Consider the following 17,584-nt stretch of genomic DNA (forward strand, 5'->3'; position numbering starts at 1 on the left):
TCGTTTCCTTTTAGCCCCGATTGACGCGGGCACGAATCGCGGTTTTCTAGGGAGAGTAAAGCGAAAAGCGGGAACAACATTAAAAATAGTACTGTTTATGCGCTCCAGAAAATATAATAACAAATCATTTTACGTTTTAAGTTCATGAATAAAAGATTACAGATCATACTTCTGCTCTCGCTTACATTTTTACAGGTTTCGGCTCAAAAGCAAAAATTTGATTTACAGGGTAAAGCTGGGGCACGTGGAATAATGCCCGAAAATACAGTTGAAGGTATGCTTAAAGCCCTCGATTTAGGGGTAACGACCATCGAGATGGATGCCGTTATTTCGAAAGATAAAAAAGTTGTGCTATCTCAAGAGCCCTATTTTAACAATGAAATTTCTTTAATGCCGAATGGTAAACCGATTTCTTTGAAAGACCAAAAGAAATACAACATTTACAAAATGGATTACGAGGAGGTGAAGACGTTTGATGTTGGAAGTAAAGTTCATGCTCGTTTTCCCGGTCAGGTGAAGTTTAAAGCCTATAAGCCTTTGCTTCGTGAGACGATTGACGCGGTAGAAACTTATGTGAAAGAAAAAAGGTTAAAAAAGCCTGTTTATAGTATTGAAACGAAAACAATTAAAAATGGAGATAACGATTTTCATCCTGAGCCTGCTGAGTTTGTAGAATTGATTATGGAAGTGGTCAACGCAAAAAAGATTTCGAAACGGGTAATTATTCAATCTTTTGATATGCGAACGCTCCAGTATTTGCATGAGAAATATCCTAAAATACAAACTTCGCTTTTGATTGATGAAAAAGAACCCTTCGAAGATTATATTGAAAAATTAGGTTTCAAGCCTACCATTTACAGTCCATATTCGGTTTTAGTAGGTAAAGGATTGGTAGATCGCTGCCATGCCATGGGCATCAAAATTATTCCGTGGACGGTGAATAGTTTAAAGGAAATTAAATATTTTATGAGTCTGGGCGTTGATGGTGTAATTACCGATTTCCCGAACTTAATGGGGCAGCTGAAATAAATTTGAACTACAAAAAAAGCGTCTCGATTTTAACCTCGGGACGCTTTTTTCTATCGCTATCTGAACTAGTCGGTATAAACTTTTAATTTTTGACCTTCACCTTAATCCTAGTGATGTGATGATTCAGCCTCTTCTGCTTTTGAATGCGGTTTCTCTGTTTCATGGTGACCAGATCCTTCTGGTGCGTCAACGAAAATTGGTCTGGTAAAGGCTACAAGAAGGATTAAAACAATAATCCAAGCTGTTAATGGCAATGCCCAAATGCCTTTTGTTTGATGAACTGGTGCGTGTGAATCGTGAGCTGACATGTTAAATATTTTTGATTTGAAAAATTTTGCTTTTTAATTGGCATAAAGATAAGAACAATTATCCTAAATTATAAAGTAACCATCTGCTGTAGGTTAAATTATTTGATTGCTTTTCCAATCTATCTTTCACATTTAAAATGGCAACAGGCGTATTCGATCATTGATTAAAATGATACAACCTGCTCTTCTATCTTATTTCAGAAAGCCGATTACATAGGTGTTACAAAAGAGGCTTTATGACAAATAAGAAATGTCATCCTGAGCCTGTCGAAGGACTTGCGAAATATGCCTTTTGGGGAGTTTAGAAAAGCTCAACGTGACAAGATTCAAAGATAAATTGATTTATAAGACAACCTCTTCTAAATTGGATTGAACTTCTATAACAGATCTTTTATGATCTTTTCTATTGATAATCCTTCTGCTTCAGCACGGTAATTTCTAACAATACGGTGGCGTAAAATAGGTTCTGCTACCGCTTGAACATCTTCAATGTCTGGAGCATATTTTCCTGAAATAGCCGCATGGCATTTTGCACCTAAAACCAAAAATTGTGATGCTCTTGGCCCGGCACCCCAGCTAATATATTTGTTTACCGCTTCTGTTGCAAACTCACTATTTGGTCGGGTTTTAGAAGCCAGCTTTACCGCATATTCCAAAACATTATCCGTTACTGGAATATCGCGAATCAGCTTTTGGAAAAACAGAATATCATCAGCTTGAATAATTTTCTCGAGCGCTATGGTTTTATTGCTTGTAGTATTTTTAACAATATTCAGCTCATCGGCAAATGCCGGATAATTTAATTGAATATTGAACATGAAACGATCAAGTTGCGCTTCGGGTAGGGGATAAGTCCCTTCTTGTTCAATTGGGTTTTGCGTAGCCAACACAAAGAACGGCTTTGGTAAGGTATGGGTTAAGCCAGCTGCTGTAACCGATTTTTCCTGCATGGCCTCTAGTAAAGCGGCCTGCGTTTTTGGCGGAGTACGGTTAATCTCATCAGCTAAAATAATATTCGAAAAAACAGGACCTTTAATAAATTTAAAGTGCCTGTCTTCTCCTAATATCTCTGCGCCAATGATATCGCTTGGCATTAAGTCGGGGGTAAATTGAATTCTATTAAAATCCAGATCTAAAACCGAGGCAATAGTTTGAACGAGTAAAGTTTTAGCCAATCCGGGTACGCCAACCAACAAACAATGTCCGTTACTAAAAATGGCGATTAAAACTGATTTAATGATATCATCTTGTCCAACAACAACCTTACTAATTTCGGTTTTAATTTTGTTGAAAGTGTGATGAAGTGCGTCAACGGCTTCTACTTCGTTTTTGTACTGCATTCGTGTTATTTTGCGGCTGTAGTGGTCTTAGTCCAAATTTTTAGTTCATCGCAGGTATTAAACTCGTCGTCGATTTTAATGTAAGTACTTTCACGACGTTTTTCAAACCATTCGCTTAAAGTACGATTTATTTTATCACTTTGAGCGGCGTCTCTAATTTTTGGAAAATCTTGTGCCATGTTCGCTTTGTGAGGCGGAATTTTAGATTTTAAATAAAGTAAGCGATAGCCTTGTTTGCCATCAGCTGCAGTATATAAATCAGGCTTAGAAATGCCGCCAATTTTCATAGTATCGATTACCAAAAATACGGATGGATCTAATTTATCGATAGGGATAAAAGTAGTTCTGGCTTGAACATTTTCTGCGTTTAGCATCATACCGCCATTATATTTCGATTCTTTATTGTCTGAATATAAGTTTGCCGCAGCTGCGAATGATAGTTTGTTAGCGATGATTTTGTTGTAAACACTATCGGCATGAAGCTTTAAGCGGGTTAAGCTTTCTGGTGTTGTTGCGGGTCTCACTAAGATGTGACGGGCGTGAACCTGCTCACCACGACGTTCAATTACCTGAAGGATGTGGAAACCAAATTCAGTTTCAAATACCGGAGAAATTTCTCCTGCTTTAAGTTTAAAAGCCCAGGCTGTAAATTCCTTTGCCATCATACTTCTATCAAAGAAACCTAAATCTCCACCATCTGCAGATGATCCCGGATCTTCAGAATATGTTTTAGCCAGAACTCCAAAATCGTCGCCACCTTTAATTCTTAAACGTAACGCTTCAATTTTATCCCTAAATCTTTGCTTTTCAGCTCTTGATAATTTTGGATCCAGAATGATCTCTCCAACTTCAACTTCTGTGTTAAATTCTGGAATGCTATCACCCAACGATTTGAAGTATTTTTCAACCTCCATTGGCGTAACATTAATATTTTCGGTGATTTTACCTTGCATTTTCTGAGCGATTAAACCATCTTTAATCGTTGGTCTCATCTCATCCTTATATTGCAAAACCGATTTATTTAAGAATTGCTCTAAACGCTCCTGCCCACCGGCACGTTGCATCATCGAACGCATACGTTTATCAACCTCATCGTCTACCTGGCCATCTTCTACCATAACCGAATCGATTTCTGCCTGTTGTTTCAGCAGTTTTTGGGTCAGGGTGTTTTGTAAAATTTTACACTTTATGCTCTCGTTTGGAGGGTTTCCCTGGTATAGGTACTGTGTATACTCCTGATTCAAATCTGATAGTAAAATAATATTATTACCTACCACAGCAGCAACTTTATCGATGTTATGTTTTCCTGGTTGGGCATAACTGTTTAACAATGTGCAAATTAATGCTGTTGCTACTAAAAAAAACTTCTTCATTCTTTGTGTTATATTTTGCAAATTTAATACTAATCTTTTACCAAAATAGAGTTACTGTTTTGCGAGTTTTCTTAACTCTTGCTCATTAATCTTAATCTGGTGTTTTTGTCTAAGCCCTTTCAGCCAGTTTTCCTCCAGGCTTTGCTGGTAATCGGCTATTACCTGGCCTCTCACATCACTCAATGGCTTATTGTAATTCTGTTGGTTTTTATTATAAAATTCCTGTAATGCTTGCTCATCGTCTTGCGCTTTGTTCCAAATCTTTTTTTCGGAGATGTTGAACATCAAAACGCCTTCTTTATATTCATTGAGCAAAAAATCCTGATCCTTATGTCTTGCATCAGTCTTTTTATGTGCTACTAGTGCAGTTTCGTAAGTTTTAATCTCTTCCTGATAAATGGAATTCTTATCTAAACCCATTTCTCTGGCATCCAGGACTTTCAATTTAAAATTTATATACAAGGTCAAATAGTTTTCCAAACTAGCATAATCCGTATTCGAAATACCATTATGACTCTTTTTATAAGCCCATAAAAACTCTTTGCTACTTATTGATTTACCATTGATTGCAGCCACGTTTTGTGCAAACGAATAACCGAAAATAATACTAAAAATAAATAAGCAACAAGCCTTTTTTAAGCAGAGCACTCTATAAATTTTAAGGGATAAAAGTAACAATTAGCGGCGCTATTATAAGATATTTAACTAATTTTAACAGAAATTATTATCCTACAAAAATACAAATGGAAAACCAGCTTACCAACAATGAGAATGCTTTACGCTTATTTTTTACTGAAGATATTTTTTTAGTGAAGGATGAGTCTGTTCAAATCGCACTTGTTGATAACGAAAAGCCTGTTAGTAACCCGATTGTATCTGAGACTGATTTAATTGAAGAAAAAGTTTTACAACCTAAAAGTGAGTCATTTTCAGTAGAAACAAATGAAGGATCTGCTAAAAGCTACACCCCTCAAGTAGAAATTCCCCGTGTTTTAGCTGAACCAAAATTACCAAAAACCTTTAAATTTTTGGGCGGAAATAAAAAGTCGGTTTTGATTTTAGTGAATGATAAACTGAATGATGTAAGCACTCCTGAAGGAAGGGAATTGCTGCGCAAGATTGTTAAGGCAGTAGATTTGAGTACGCCCGACTTTGCGGTAGTGAATTATACACAATATATGGGAACCGACTATGTTGATTTCCATGAGTTTTTTAAGCCGGCAATTATGCTTTCGTTTGGGGTAGAAATTTCTGATCTGAAACTGAATGTGGTTTGGCAGAATGAAATTATTGAGCATGAAAGTACAAAAATCATCTTTGCACCCAACCTTCATCAATTGGATAGCGATTTAACCGCTAAGAAATTACTTTGGGGAAATTTGCAAAAAATTAAGTTATAGATTTTAAATATCAGAATCTGTTTATCCCATTACCTATTTACTATTTTCCATCTAACAGCATGAATAAACTTGTTTTTGCCACCAATAATCAACATAAAACAGAAGAAATCCGCCTGGCATTGGTTGGAGAATATGAGGTTTTAAATCTGAATGATATTGGCTGTAATGTAGATATACCCGAAACTGCTAACACATTTGAAGGGAATGCCACTTTAAAGAGTAAATATGTTGTAGCGAATTTTAATTTAGATTGCTTTGCTGATGACAGTGGTTTAGAGGTAGAAGCCTTAAATAATGAGCCTGGCGTTTTTTCTGCAAGATACGGTGGGAATAGAGATAGCTTAGAAAATATGCAGCTGGTTTTGCAAAAACTGGAAGGGCAACACAATCGTAAAGCACGGTTTAAAACTGTTATTTCTTTAATGCTGAATGGTGTTAATCATATTTTCGAAGGAACGATTGAAGGTACGATAACTCAACACTTAACTGGATCAAAAGGATTTGGTTACGACCCAATCTTTCAACCTGATGGTTATGATGCTACTTTTGCAGAAATGGATATGGCTGAAAAAAACAAGATTAGCCATAGAGCCATTGCGCTAAAAAAGATGATTGAGTTTTTGAAAGCCGGCTAAACGTCATTGCGAGTCCCGATTTTTCATCGGGCGTGGCAATCTCATTGAGGTAACTAACAACAAAGAAATAGAACTAAAATGACGATTGGAAGGTTACGCTATGTTAGAGATTGCCACAAACATTACCGATGAAGAATCGGAGAATGTTTTCGCAAGGACGTTACAGGTGCTTGTAAAACTCCGTTTGCAGTAATTTACAACTTCTTTATCGCTTTCTTTAATGTATCTACTTTTGGCAAAATAGGTTTAATCCCAAAATTAACTGTATCTAAAGGGTTAGCCAAAGGCACATTTTTGTTCAAATTAAAGTTTACTTTTCCATTGGGTAGTGTTACCGTTTTAGTAGGAATCTTGTTAACATTTTTTTGAGCTGGAACGGTACCCTTGCTTGCCAAATTAGTTTTAGCGGGAGGTGTTTTACTTTTTGATTTCGTTTTGCCCGAAGAGCCAACGGCATCTTTCTTAGCTTTTGGTCTTTCTTTAGGTTTCCATGAAAAGCCTTTTAACACGTTATCTTTAGCAACCTTATTTTCTGGGTTTAGCGCACCTTCAACACCTTTAATGTAAACAATGTCTTCAATATCATTTTCATTATCCTGGAAAATAAATTTAATCCTACTGCTCAAAGTCTGATTCATTTCCTTGTAAACCTTTGTGCTATCATCCTGCGTGTAGTAAATACTTTCAGCATTACCATCAACGTACATAGTTTTGAGCTTGCCATTTTTAAAAAAGCCAGTCATTAATCTGCCTTTTATCTGGTTAAAACGCAAAGAATCTTTTGGTGTGTTTACTAAGAAAGCATTTTTAATGGCTTGCAGGTTGTTTAACTTCTTGTTTTTGAACTGAACATAAATCGTATCTGCAATTTGCTGTGATCCTTCTGACCAAATAATCGGATTTAGAAAACAACGAAGGGTAGAGTCGGCGCTGGTGTAAAATAAACTATCGGTTTTAGCCTGAATATTTGTTTTGAAAATTTTCACGCCGTGATAAGCCTTAATTATCCTGGCCTGAACGGTATCTGCCGGATTGAATTTTGCGGTATCGTTTTTTAGGGCACCTTTTAAACCGGCTAAGGTTTTATTTAAGCCATCTTTGGTTACTACTTTCAACGCAGGCTTCAATAAACTATCCACTTTTAATGGATTAATATTTTTTATCTCGCCAGCCTTTGCAGTAAGTTTTTTGGTTAAGCTATCCTGCTTTAATTTCGGCTGATTTTTAACAATAGAATCTGCTTTCGCCTTAAGCAGATTTATTGTACTATCCCCCTTTATTTTAGGTGGAATTTTACTTAAAGAATCTATATTTAAACTGTCTGTAGATTTACTAACGGATAAACTCTTTTCATCATTTGGACTAGCCTCATTCTTCGATTTGTTTTTGGCTTTTTTATCGTTTTTAACCTTTTCTCCAACTACTTTATCAGCGCCTCTTGTTGGTGTTTGCTGATTTGGGTTTTCTTTCTTTTCTTTAGTTCCGCCATCTTCTTCATCGTCTTCTCCAACTTCGTTATCTGCTTTGATAGAAATTTTTGGAATCAACTTTAAGGTTTTTTGTAATACCATTTGGGTTTCCAGGGTATCCGCACCCATCCATAAACTATCCGGGCGTTTTTTTCCTTTCACCAAAACCGAATCTTCAGTACCAATACCTAAATAAGCATTTCGGGTTACGAGTGTCCGTTGATCGGCTTTGTAGTAATAACCTAAATCGCCAAACATTTTCATTTTGTCCTTCGTATCTGAAAAAACAATGTTTTTAACCGCTTTGCCATAACCTATTTTTCCAAAATAATAAAGACTATCCCCCTTTAAAGATCTTGTACCTTGCGTATATAAATTTTTCTTCCCAAAATAGGCATCTTCTGTCGCCGTATTATAGGCGCCATTTTCTGTGTAAAGGTTATCGTCTTTTCCTTTAATGTTGGTAGGACCGTAAAAATATGTCCATTTGGTTTGGGTATTGTAACGCAATGTATCCGATTTGATGGTTACTTGAGGCGTAACTACAACTACATTGTAGCGAAAGTAAGCATCGCTAGAGGTGCTAAAATAGTAACCATTCTTACTGGTAAGCGTTACATCTTGATTTACTATTTTTCCTCCACTGGTGTAGGTCCCGATTTTGCTCAAGGTATTATAATCCAAAACATTTGTTGTTAAAACCGATGTCGGATCGACCATTCTCACATTTCCGGTTAAGTGTGCCTGCTTTTTATTTCCATCATATTCCAATTGATCAGAGTAGATATCAGTTGTTAATTGATTAATGTGAACATTTTTAAAGGCCTCGAAATAGTTTCGCTCACTGTAAAATACAGCACTATCGCAGGTTAGTGTTGCGTTATCTTGCTGGAAAACGGGAAAGCGTAAGTAGCTGATCTTATTTTTTGTATCGCCACTTATTTTCGCAAACGAAACAATTTTGATCTTTGTTGCCTTTTGTTGGCTAAAAAGATATACCGGAAAGAATATTAAAAATAAAAAGACAAATAGTTTTTGCACTTTACAAAGTTAGTTTTTTGTTCCGAACGTTCGGAATACCAGTTAAAATTAAATATTTTTGGTGGATGTTACCCTTAAAACAATTTCAGGATTTTATTAATCAGCATGAGCTGTTTGCCAGGGATAATAAGATTCTTTTAGCCATAAGCGGCGGGAAAGATTCGGTTTTAATGTTGCATTTGTTTAAGGCAATAGGCGTTAATATAGGTGTGGCGCATTGTAATTTTAACTTAAGAGGTGATGAAGCGCAACGTGATGAAAATTTTGTTAAAATGCTTTCTGCAAGTCTTGATGTTCCTTTTTACCTAACGCATTTTGATACCAAAAAATATGCCGCAGAAAATAAAATTTCTACCCAGATGGCTGCCCGAGATTTGCGTTACCAGTGGTTCGAAGAAATTAGGATAAAATACGGTTACGATTTGGTTGCTTCGGCACACCATCAAAACGATACGGTAGAAACCATGTTAATCAACCTTACTCGTGGTACAGGAATAAGTGGCTTACACGGCATTTTACCAAAGCGACAACATTTAATCAGGCCATTATTGTTTTTAAATCGAAATGAGATTGATGAAATAATCGACAAAAATCATTTAGATTTCGTTGAAGACAGTTCGAATCAAAGTACACACTATACCAGAAATAAAATTAGGTTAGGCGTAGTTCCAAAACTTAAAGAGATCAATCCAGATTTGGAAAAAACCTTTATAGAAAATGCCGTTCGATTTGCCGAAGTAGAGACATTTCTAAATATAGAGGCGGAAAAATTAGCTACAAAAATTCTCAATAAAAAAGGTGATGGCATTTACATTGCAATGGATGAAATAGTAAAGCTGAATCCAAAAAGGCTGCTGCTATTCGAATTGCTAAAACCTTATGGATTTACAGAATCGGTTGTTCAGGAAATTTTAAGTCATTTAAATTCATTGAGTGGTACGCATTTTTTCAGCTCAACTCATCAGGCTATTATCAATAGAGATTATCTGGTAATCGCCGAAAAGAATGTTGACTCAATCTTCAATCAGTTTATTCACCCATCAACACAAAATATCCTATTTGGAAAGGATGAAATAGCACTTTCGTTTTCTTCTGAAATAAAATTCGAAGTCGATCATTACAAAGCCTTCGTTAATGCGGATAAATTAATTTTTCCGCTGATAGTAAGAAATTGGCAGAATGGCGATAAGTTTATCCCCTTGGGTATGCGACAGCCCAAAAAGGTGAGCGATTATTTTATTGATGAAAAGGTGCCAATTCATTTAAAAGCCACCACACCGATTTTAGTAAACGGGAATGGCGATATCGTTTGGATTGTGGGTATGCGTCAGGATAATCGATACAAATTAACCGCAGCAACAAAAAAAGTTGTTATATTCGAACTCAAAAAAAAATAAGTGGAAAGCAAATACGCCTACATCGAAAAACAATATATCGGTCGCGATTATGTTCGCATTTTCATCAGGTTAATAATGGCCGCTTTCTGTTTTGCAGCTTATGTTTACGAACGCGATCGCGATAACACCCAAGACTTATTTTTGGTGGTTGGCTTCGGCATTATCGGTGTTTCCATGTTACTGCTTTTCTTAATCCAGTATAAAATTGTAGTTGATAATGGCAGTATGATCTTAGATGGCCTTTGGACTACAAAACGCGTTAAAATTGATTTAAATAGCATTGTTGATGTTCGTAAGGCAACTTACAGCCGTTATTTTTTTAATAACCCGGTTTATAATCTTCATACTAAAGGCACCATTCGCTTTTATTCTTCAGGTAAAGATGCCGTTGTTTTAACGGATCGGGATGGCCTGGAATATTTCATCGGCACCCAAAGACCAAACGAACTTTTTCTTGTGATTAAAGAGGAAATGAGAAACCTGAAATAATTTCCGGGTAAAAATTTTCTCAAAAATCAGCATCTAAAACTTCTCTATAATTCATTTAATGCCACAGCTATACGTTGAAGGTATTTTTTCGCTTTAGGCATTTTAATTGAAATATGCAATCGATAAATGATTGTTATGAAGAAATTAATATTTGCTGGTTTGCTAGGATTTGCATCTATTCCGGCTATGGCGCAAACTTATAACGCGAAAGTTTCGAAAGATTCATTAGGGGTTTTAAATACCAGAGTTGAGGTATTGAAAATGAGTATGAAAGTTTTAGAGCTTAAAATTAAAGAAGCGGAAGAAGAGGCTGATGTAGAAAAATTGCGATTGAAGCTTCTAGAAGCAAATGGAAATGCCAAAGCTTCTTCTGAAAAGCATAGTGAAAATATCAACAAATCTGGAACGATGGTCGATCAAAAAGCTGCAGAAAAATTGACGAAAAAAGCCAAAGGAGATGCTGATGATGCACAAAAGGCTTTGGAGCGATACAATAAACAAATTGCGAAAGTAGAAGACATTCGTACTCAAATACAAGGCGAGGAACGCAAACTAGGGTACAAAAAACCGCAGATTATTTTTGATTACAAATAGTGTTAGCCGCAGATTCGCAGATTTTTTTAAATTATTTATTATGAGCACCTATTACAATGGAGATGATTATCCTTTTCAAGAAGAATGTCATTTAATAATAGGGATTACTATGGAAATTCATCGGATCCAAAAGGGTTTTCTGAAATAGTATATAAAGATGCTTTTGAATATGAGTTAGTATCTATAGGTATCTCTTATGAAAGAGAAAAAGAATTTTTGATTAATTACAAGGAGGTCATTCTTAAGCATAAATTTTATGCTGATTTTGTGATTGATGATAAAATAATTCTTGAGGTGAAATCCAGCAGTATAATAGTTGACGAGCATTATGCTCAAGTTTTAAATTATTTAAAGATCTCGAATTTGCAGATAGGCTTACTTGTTAATTTTACTGACAAATCTCTTCAACACAAAAGAATAATCAATAGTAAATAGAAATTAACTTTCTCGGTCCTATAGAATACCTTAAGTGCTAGTCTCAGCTTCTTGATTTTGGAGTTACACTTAGTTAAAAAGAAAATCTGCGAATCTGCGTCCCACCTTAACAAGCCTGCCTTATCACTTATTTCTCTAAAGCTCCAAAACTTATCACCATAACTCAGTTTTTATTGCAATATCCCGACATGCATTTCAGCTAAAAATGGGCTACATTTGTGTTGTTAACAACACATTTACAGATGAAGATAGGAATTGTTTGCTACCCCACTTTTGGTGGTAGTGGAGTAGTTGCAACGGAGCTTGGAAAAGCACTCGCCAACGAGGGTCACCAGGTTCACTTTATTACCTATAGCCAGCCTGCCAGGCTTGACTTTTTTTCTGCAAACCTTTTTTATCATGAGGTTTCTGTAAGGGATTATCCACTTTTCGACTATGCACCCTATGAATCTGCTTTGGCGAGCAAACTGGTAGATGTGGTTCGTTTCGAGCAGTTGGATGTTTTGCATGTGCATTACGCCATTCCACACGCGTCTGCAGCTTTCATGGCTAAGCAGATTTTAGCCAGTTATGGCATTCATATTCCGGTTGTGACCACTTTGCATGGTACCGATATCACTTTGGTAGGTAAAGATCCAACCTATAAGCCTGTAGTAACCTTTTCAATCAATCAAAGCGATGGTGTAACAACCGTTTCTCAGGATTTAAAAGAGGATACTTATAATCATTTTGCAATCACTAAAGAAATTAAGGTGATTCCGAATTTTATCGACTTCAGTCGTTTTAGCCTGCAGGCAAAAGATCACTTTAAAAAGGCGATTGCGCCCAATAATGAACGTATTTTAATTCATACTTCAAATTTCCGGAAAGTGAAGCGCACTTCAGATGTGATTCGGATTTTCGAAAAAGTACAGGCTGTTATTCCTTCAAAACTCTTAATGGTTGGCGACGGTCCGGAAAGGTCTTACGATGAACAGCTTTGCCGATCTTTAGGGATTGACGATCATGTGCGTTTCTTGGGTAAACAAGATGCAGTTGAAGAAATTTTATCGGTTTCTGATTTGTTTTTGATGCCTTCAGAATCAGAAAGCTTTGGTTTGGCTGCCCTGGAAGCAATGGCTTGCAAAGTGCCTGCAATTACTTCAAATGCTGGTGGTTTGCCTGAATTAAATATTGATGATTATTGTGGTTACATGTGCGATGTTGGTGATGTTGAAGACATGGCTAATAAAGCGATAACCATTTTAAGTAATGATGAAACGCTGAAATATTTTAAGGAAAATGCATTTACAAGAGCGCAGGATTTTGATCTGAAAAAAATCCTACCTTATTATGTTGATTACTATAAAGAGGTGATTGAAAATTCGCTGCAGGCGAAATACTAAAATTTGGTTTTTTATTGCCTAAACGCTTATATTTAAAGGTTTGGGCATATTATTTATAGAAAAAAATATTCGTTTCCGCGAAGTTGAACGCAATCAAACGTTTGACTTAAGTCTGAAAAAAATCCTTTAAAAATGGCAGAAACTTGCTCTTTTTAAGAGAACTTAAATTTTAAGTGAATTATTTTTGAATAAATATGTGCCTGTTATTCGGTTGATTCCGATTAGAAATGAAACTTTTAATAAACGTATGAGAGCAAAAATTTTTATGCTTGCACTGCTACTGGGCATTGCGGTAGCAGTAAATGCCCAATCTAAAAAGGTAGCTGTAAAACACACCTTCGCTATTGCAGATGGAAATTTCCTTTTAGATGGAAAGCCGATCCAAATTCATAGTGGCGAAATGCACTATTCGAGAATCCCGAAACCTTATTGGCGCCACCGTTTGAAAATGATGAAAGCAATGGGTTTGAATGCAGTAGCAACCTATGTTTTCTGGAATTATCATGAGATTGCACCTGGCGTTTGGGATTTCAAATCGGGAAACAAAGACATAGCCGAATACATCAAAATTGCTGAAGAAGAGGGGCTGTTCGTAATCCTTCGCCCCGGGCCATATGTTTGTGCCGAATGGGAGTTTGGCGGCTATCCATGGTTTCTAACCAAAATTCCTGGAATGGTAATTCGAGGTAATAATCCTCAATATTTAGCAGCAACGAAAGCTTATTTTACAGCCTTATATGGTCAGGTTAAGCCACTTTTAGTTAGCAACGGTGGACCAATTGTAATGGTTCAGGGAGAAAATGAATTTGGATCCTACGTAGCGCAACGGAAAGATATTAGTCTCGAAGATCACAAAAAATATAGCGCTGCCGTGTTTCAGCAACTGAAAGATGTTGGTTTTGATATACCTTTTTTCACTTCTGACGGCAGCTGGCTTTTTGAAGGAGGCGCATTACCTGGCGCTTTACCAACTGCAAATGGTGAAGATGATGTTACTAAACTGAAAGAAATTGTCAATCAATATAATGGAGGCAAAGGCCCTTACATGGTTGCCGAATTTTATCCGGGTTGGCTAGACCATTGGGCAGAACCTTTTCCAAAGGTTTCTTATAAAAGTACAGCCAAGCAGACTCAAAAATATTTGGATGCCGGTGTTTCCTTTAATTATTATATGGTTCATGGGGGCACAAATTTTGGTTTTACCTCAGGAGCCAATTATGACAACAAGCATGATATTCAACCTGATTTAACCAGTTACGATTATGATGCGCCTATTAGCGAAGCCGGCTGGGCAACCAAAAAGTACGACACCTTACGCTCGATGCTTAAGACCGCTACAACTCCTGCGGTACCAGCAAAAAATCCTGTTATTTCAATTTCGACTATTGCATTAACTAAGGCAGTAGATTTAGAGGATATTAAAAGCAAAATTGTTCCAGTTAATGACGATAAGCCCTTAACGTTTGAAGAACTTAACCAAGGACATGGTTACGTTTGGTACAGTAAAAAATTCAATCAGCCTATAAGTGGCAAACTGGAATTAGCTGGCCTTCGCGATTATGCCATTGTTTATGTGAATGGGACGAAAGTGGCAGAATTGAACAGTTATTATAAAAAATACGACTGCGAAATTGACATTCCATTTAATGCGACGTTGGATATTATTGTGGAGAATATGGGACGCATCAACTACGGTGCTAAGATCGTGAACAGCTTTAAGGGAATTGTTTCGCCCGTAATCATCAATGGCCAAACCATCACCGGAAACTGGGATATGTATAAATTGCCTATGGATGTGGTACCAAATATCACATCGGCTAAAAACACGGCTACTGCGGGCAAACCAGCAATTTACCAAGGGAATTTTACGCTAGCTAAAACGGGAGATACATTTTTAGATATGCGCTCTTTTGGCAAAGGCATCGTGTTTATTAATGGAATAAATATTGGCCGTTATTGGAGCGTTGGCCCTCAACAAACTCTATATGTTCCCGGTTGTTGGTTAAAAGTTGGAAAAAATGACATTGTTATTTTCGAGCAGAAAAATGATGTGATGCAGAAGTCAGTTAAATCTTTAACAACACCAATTTTGGAAGAACTGAAGCCTGAGAATGGTTTAACAAAATAATTTTAATCCCTTTTATCTGGAGAAGTCACCTGATGTTTTTTAGGTGACTTTCGCAGATGTTAGATGTCGATTTAAGAAGTTTTGCTGCCTGTATTTCCTTTCCGAATGACCGTAGGTAATTAAATTAAACTTTCTCAAAATCAAATGATTATAAATTGTATCTTTGCGCCTTCGAAATCATCGATCACACAAAATGAAAACTGATTTCTTGAAAACTAAAAATAGGTTAGCATAAATGAAAAAAATAGTTGATTACAGAAAGCTTTTGAACGTAGATAAAGAGGCTGAATTAAAGGATCTTAAATCGATATACCGTACGTTAATGAAAGATTGTCACCCAGACAAATTTCAGCAAGAAGAAGAGAAATTAGATGCAGAAGCAAGAAGTAAGGAGATTATCGAAGCTTACCATTTTTTAGTAAGTATTGCACCAGAAACCCGCGAGCAAAATATAGAAACCTATACGCAAACTACAACTTTATCAAACATTCAGGATTTTGAATACAAGCAACAAGTATTAAACATTCAATTTTACGATGGCAGTGCTTACGAATATTTTGATGTGCCAAAAGCAATCTATGTTAAATTAGTTAACGCAGATTCTCCAGGCCGCTTTGCCCGTAGACATATTTTTAATGAATATCCTTATCGTAATGTTGCAAGGGTAGCAGAACCTGCGTAATTTTAAATAAAAATATAAATGAAAGACTTGCTTGGCAGGTCTTTTTTTTTGTTTGTAGCAAATTTTCACAAAAACTGCTATTCCGTCATTTTCTAAAACGGTCGTCATCGCGAGGCACGAAGCAATCTCTTTCGTAATAGATTGCTTCGAACCTCGTAATGACGAATTTATTTTCGGAAATGATTAGAAATCTAATTATTCAGCATTGGTTTAAAGCGATTGTCTTTATTGCGCAAATCTAAGCCGCCCTCGTAAACTGATTTCAAATTTACTAGGTAGAAACTCCAGCCTCCATGGCAACCTATTCGAATATTTCGCTTCGATTGATCATCAGTTGGAATATTATTTTGAGTGAGTTCAACTATTACATATTCGTATTCTTCCCGAAGGAGAATATCTACTACGCAATCGCCAGCAAAGGTGAACTGAAAATGATTTTTACCATTTGCTTCGGTTATTCGCCCATGCTCCACATCATCATACAAATACCAGATCCATTGGTATAAATCACCCTTAAGTACCTTTTGCGATTTGCTCAACTGCACATGGTTCTCGTCATAAAATTGCGAACTGCTTAAAAACCATTTTTCAATTTCTCCTGCCTTGGTCCATGCGTCATAGATATCCTCCAGCTTTGCTTTGATGGCGATCTTCAAGGTAAAGCTGGTCCAGTCGAAATCTTCCATTTTTTTTAATTAAAGACAAGACAAACAGGCGCACCCACTTCAATTCGTTTACCACTATCGGTAAGCTTTCCAGTCATTTTATTCCGATTAAAAACGACAATGTTATTGGTGTATTGATGGCCAATTAATAAGTACTTGCCACTTGGATCTATGGTGTAATTTCGTGGTCCTTTACCTAATGTACTCACTGTCTCTATAAATTTGAGTTTACCTGTTGGGAGGATTGAAAATGCAGAAATGCTGTTTGCATCGCCACGGTTAGTTTCATAAAGGAATTTTCCATCTGCAGAGACGTGGATATCAGCCGCATCAACCGATCCTGAAAAGTTTTTAGGCGTGGTTCCGATTTCCTGTAGCTTAGTTAGATTTCCGTTCAAATAGCTAAAAGCAGTTATGCTTCCATTAAATTCATGTACGAGGTAGGCAAACTTTCCATTTGGAGTAAAAGTGATGTGTCTCGGTCCGGTTCCGGCATTTGTTTTTAAAACCTTTTTTTCGGTAAGTGTTTTGTCTTTGCCTGTCGGATTATAATTGTAAATATAAATCTGGTCTTCTCCCAAGTCATTAACGACAAGATGTTTTTTGTCAGGCGTAAATTTCACCATGTGAACATGAGTACTTTTTTGTCTGCCTTTCGGATCGATACTTTTTCCGGTATGCTGAATCACCTGGCTGGCTTCGCTTAAAGAGCCATCGGCATTGCGTGGAAAAACCGCTAAACTACCGCCACTGTAGTTCGCTACAATTACATTTTTATTATCAACAGTAACGAAACAAGGATCAGCGCCATGAGTATCAACTTTGTTTAAAAAACTTAATAATCCGGTTTTTTGATCATAACTAAATGCGCTAACGGTGCTGGTATTTCCAGTTTCATTTACGGCATAAACGAAATTGTTATCGGGCGAAACTGCCAGATAGCTTGGATTGGCGATCCCTTTTGCAATCTGCTTTAAATTCGATGCTGCGGTAGCAGTATTAAAGTTGTAGGTATAAATCCCTTCGCTTTTGCCGGGTGCGGTGTATGTGCCGACCAGCAGGTTGTAATTGGTTTTTTGTGCAAAAGCAATGGTTGATAGAAGTGACATTAAAAATATGATGATGTTTTTTTTCATGATGATGACTATTATAGAAACAAATATGGCGAAAAAAAAGTTTGCTGCAATTTTAAGCAAGGAGGTTAGCGATTTAGA

17 protein-coding genes are annotated in these 17,584 nt (G+C 36.6%); 10 read left to right on the forward strand and 7 right to left on the reverse strand.

The annotated features are described in order from the left end of the window. Positions 1-144 precede the first annotated feature (144 nt). On the forward strand, positions 145-1,029 hold the full coding sequence (locus tag ACZZZC_RS05035) for a glycerophosphodiester phosphodiesterase family protein (protein WP_463485103.1): 885 nt from the start codon (positions 145-147) through the stop codon (positions 1,027-1,029). Positions 1,030-1,136: 107 nt separating this feature from the next. Here the strand turns inward: ACZZZC_RS05035 and ACZZZC_RS05040 are convergent, their stop codons facing one another. The 4 genes from ACZZZC_RS05040 to ACZZZC_RS05055 all read right to left on the reverse strand — a co-directional run bounded on the left by ACZZZC_RS05040 (position 1,137) and on the right by ACZZZC_RS05055 (position 4,626). Next, on the reverse strand, positions 1,137-1,337 hold the full coding sequence (locus ACZZZC_RS05040; RefSeq protein WP_463485104.1) for a hypothetical protein: 201 nt from the start codon (positions 1,335-1,337) through the stop codon (positions 1,137-1,139). Positions 1,338-1,714: 377 nt separating this feature from the next. Continuing rightward, entirely contained in the window at positions 1,715-2,677 is a 963-nt protein-coding gene (locus ACZZZC_RS05045) for an AAA family ATPase (protein WP_463486674.1), read from the reverse strand. 5 nt (positions 2,678-2,682) lie between these two features. Next, a complete protein-coding gene (locus ACZZZC_RS05050; RefSeq protein WP_056848484.1) occupies positions 2,683-4,050 on the reverse strand; it encodes a peptidylprolyl isomerase in 1,368 nt (455 codons plus the stop codon). 51 nt (positions 4,051-4,101) lie between these two features. Then, entirely contained in the window at positions 4,102-4,626 is a 525-nt protein-coding gene (locus ACZZZC_RS05055) for a hypothetical protein (RefSeq protein ID WP_463486675.1), read from the reverse strand. Between the two features lie 167 nt (positions 4,627-4,793). Here ACZZZC_RS05055 and ACZZZC_RS05060 point away from each other — a divergent pair, with 167 nt between their 5' ends. Then, on the forward strand, positions 4,794-5,450 hold the full coding sequence (locus tag ACZZZC_RS05060; RefSeq protein ID WP_463486676.1) for a hypothetical protein: 657 nt from the start codon (positions 4,794-4,796) through the stop codon (positions 5,448-5,450). A 59-nt stretch (positions 5,451-5,509) separates the two neighbouring features. Further along, positions 5,510-6,085: a non-canonical purine NTP diphosphatase gene (locus ACZZZC_RS05065; protein ID WP_463486677.1), complete on the forward strand. Its 576-nt coding sequence runs from the start codon at positions 5,510-5,512 to the stop codon at positions 6,083-6,085. Between the two features lie 194 nt (positions 6,086-6,279). Here ACZZZC_RS05065 and ACZZZC_RS05070 read toward each other — a convergent pair whose 3' ends face one another. Next, a complete protein-coding gene (locus ACZZZC_RS05070; protein WP_463486678.1) occupies positions 6,280-8,595 on the reverse strand; it encodes an OstA-like protein in 2,316 nt (771 codons plus the stop codon). Positions 8,596-8,660: 65 nt separating this feature from the next. Here ACZZZC_RS05070 and tilS point away from each other — a divergent pair, with 65 nt between their 5' ends. The 7 genes from tilS to ACZZZC_RS05105 all read left to right on the forward strand — a co-directional run bounded on the left by tilS (position 8,661) and on the right by ACZZZC_RS05105 (position 15,705). Continuing rightward, positions 8,661-9,992: a tRNA lysidine(34) synthetase TilS gene (gene tilS, locus ACZZZC_RS05075; RefSeq protein ID WP_463486679.1), complete on the forward strand. Its 1,332-nt coding sequence runs from the start codon at positions 8,661-8,663 to the stop codon at positions 9,990-9,992. Next, positions 9,993-10,481, forward strand: coding sequence for a hypothetical protein (locus ACZZZC_RS05080; RefSeq protein ID WP_029282618.1), 489 nt, complete (start codon positions 9,993-9,995; stop codon positions 10,479-10,481). A gap of 135 nt (positions 10,482-10,616) precedes the next feature. Beyond that, the gene (locus tag ACZZZC_RS05085) at positions 10,617-11,075 is read left to right on the forward strand and encodes a hypothetical protein (RefSeq protein WP_463486680.1); all 459 of its coding nucleotides are present in this window, start codon (positions 10,617-10,619) and stop codon (positions 11,073-11,075) included. Positions 11,076-11,159: 84 nt separating this feature from the next. Beyond that, positions 11,160-11,510 (forward strand): GxxExxY protein, encoded by a 351-nt coding sequence (locus tag ACZZZC_RS05090; protein WP_463486681.1) that lies wholly within the window; start codon positions 11,160-11,162, stop codon positions 11,508-11,510. A gap of 242 nt (positions 11,511-11,752) precedes the next feature. Then, positions 11,753-12,895, forward strand: a complete 1,143-nt coding sequence (gene bshA, locus ACZZZC_RS05095; protein ID WP_463486682.1) for an N-acetyl-alpha-D-glucosaminyl L-malate synthase BshA — start codon at positions 11,753-11,755, stop codon at positions 12,893-12,895. A 247-nt stretch (positions 12,896-13,142) separates the two neighbouring features. Beyond that, entirely contained in the window at positions 13,143-15,023 is a 1,881-nt protein-coding gene (locus ACZZZC_RS05100; RefSeq protein WP_463486683.1) for a glycoside hydrolase family 35 protein, read from the forward strand. A 235-nt stretch (positions 15,024-15,258) separates the two neighbouring features. Beyond that, complete coding sequence (locus ACZZZC_RS05105; protein WP_463485115.1) at positions 15,259-15,705, forward strand: KTSC domain-containing protein; 447 nt, start codon at positions 15,259-15,261, stop codon at positions 15,703-15,705. Positions 15,706-15,896: 191 nt separating this feature from the next. On the opposite strand, the gene ACZZZC_RS05110 is transcribed toward ACZZZC_RS05105, so the two are convergent. Together ACZZZC_RS05110 and ACZZZC_RS05115 are read right to left on the reverse strand one after the other, a co-directional pair. Beyond that, a complete protein-coding gene (locus ACZZZC_RS05110; protein WP_463486684.1) occupies positions 15,897-16,391 on the reverse strand; it encodes an SRPBCC family protein in 495 nt (164 codons plus the stop codon). A gap of 5 nt (positions 16,392-16,396) precedes the next feature. Next, a complete protein-coding gene (locus ACZZZC_RS05115) occupies positions 16,397-17,506 on the reverse strand; it encodes a lactonase family protein (protein ID WP_463486685.1) in 1,110 nt (369 codons plus the stop codon). Positions 17,507-17,584 lie beyond the last annotated feature (78 nt).

Source organism: Pedobacter sp. AC212, assembly GCF_979258625.1.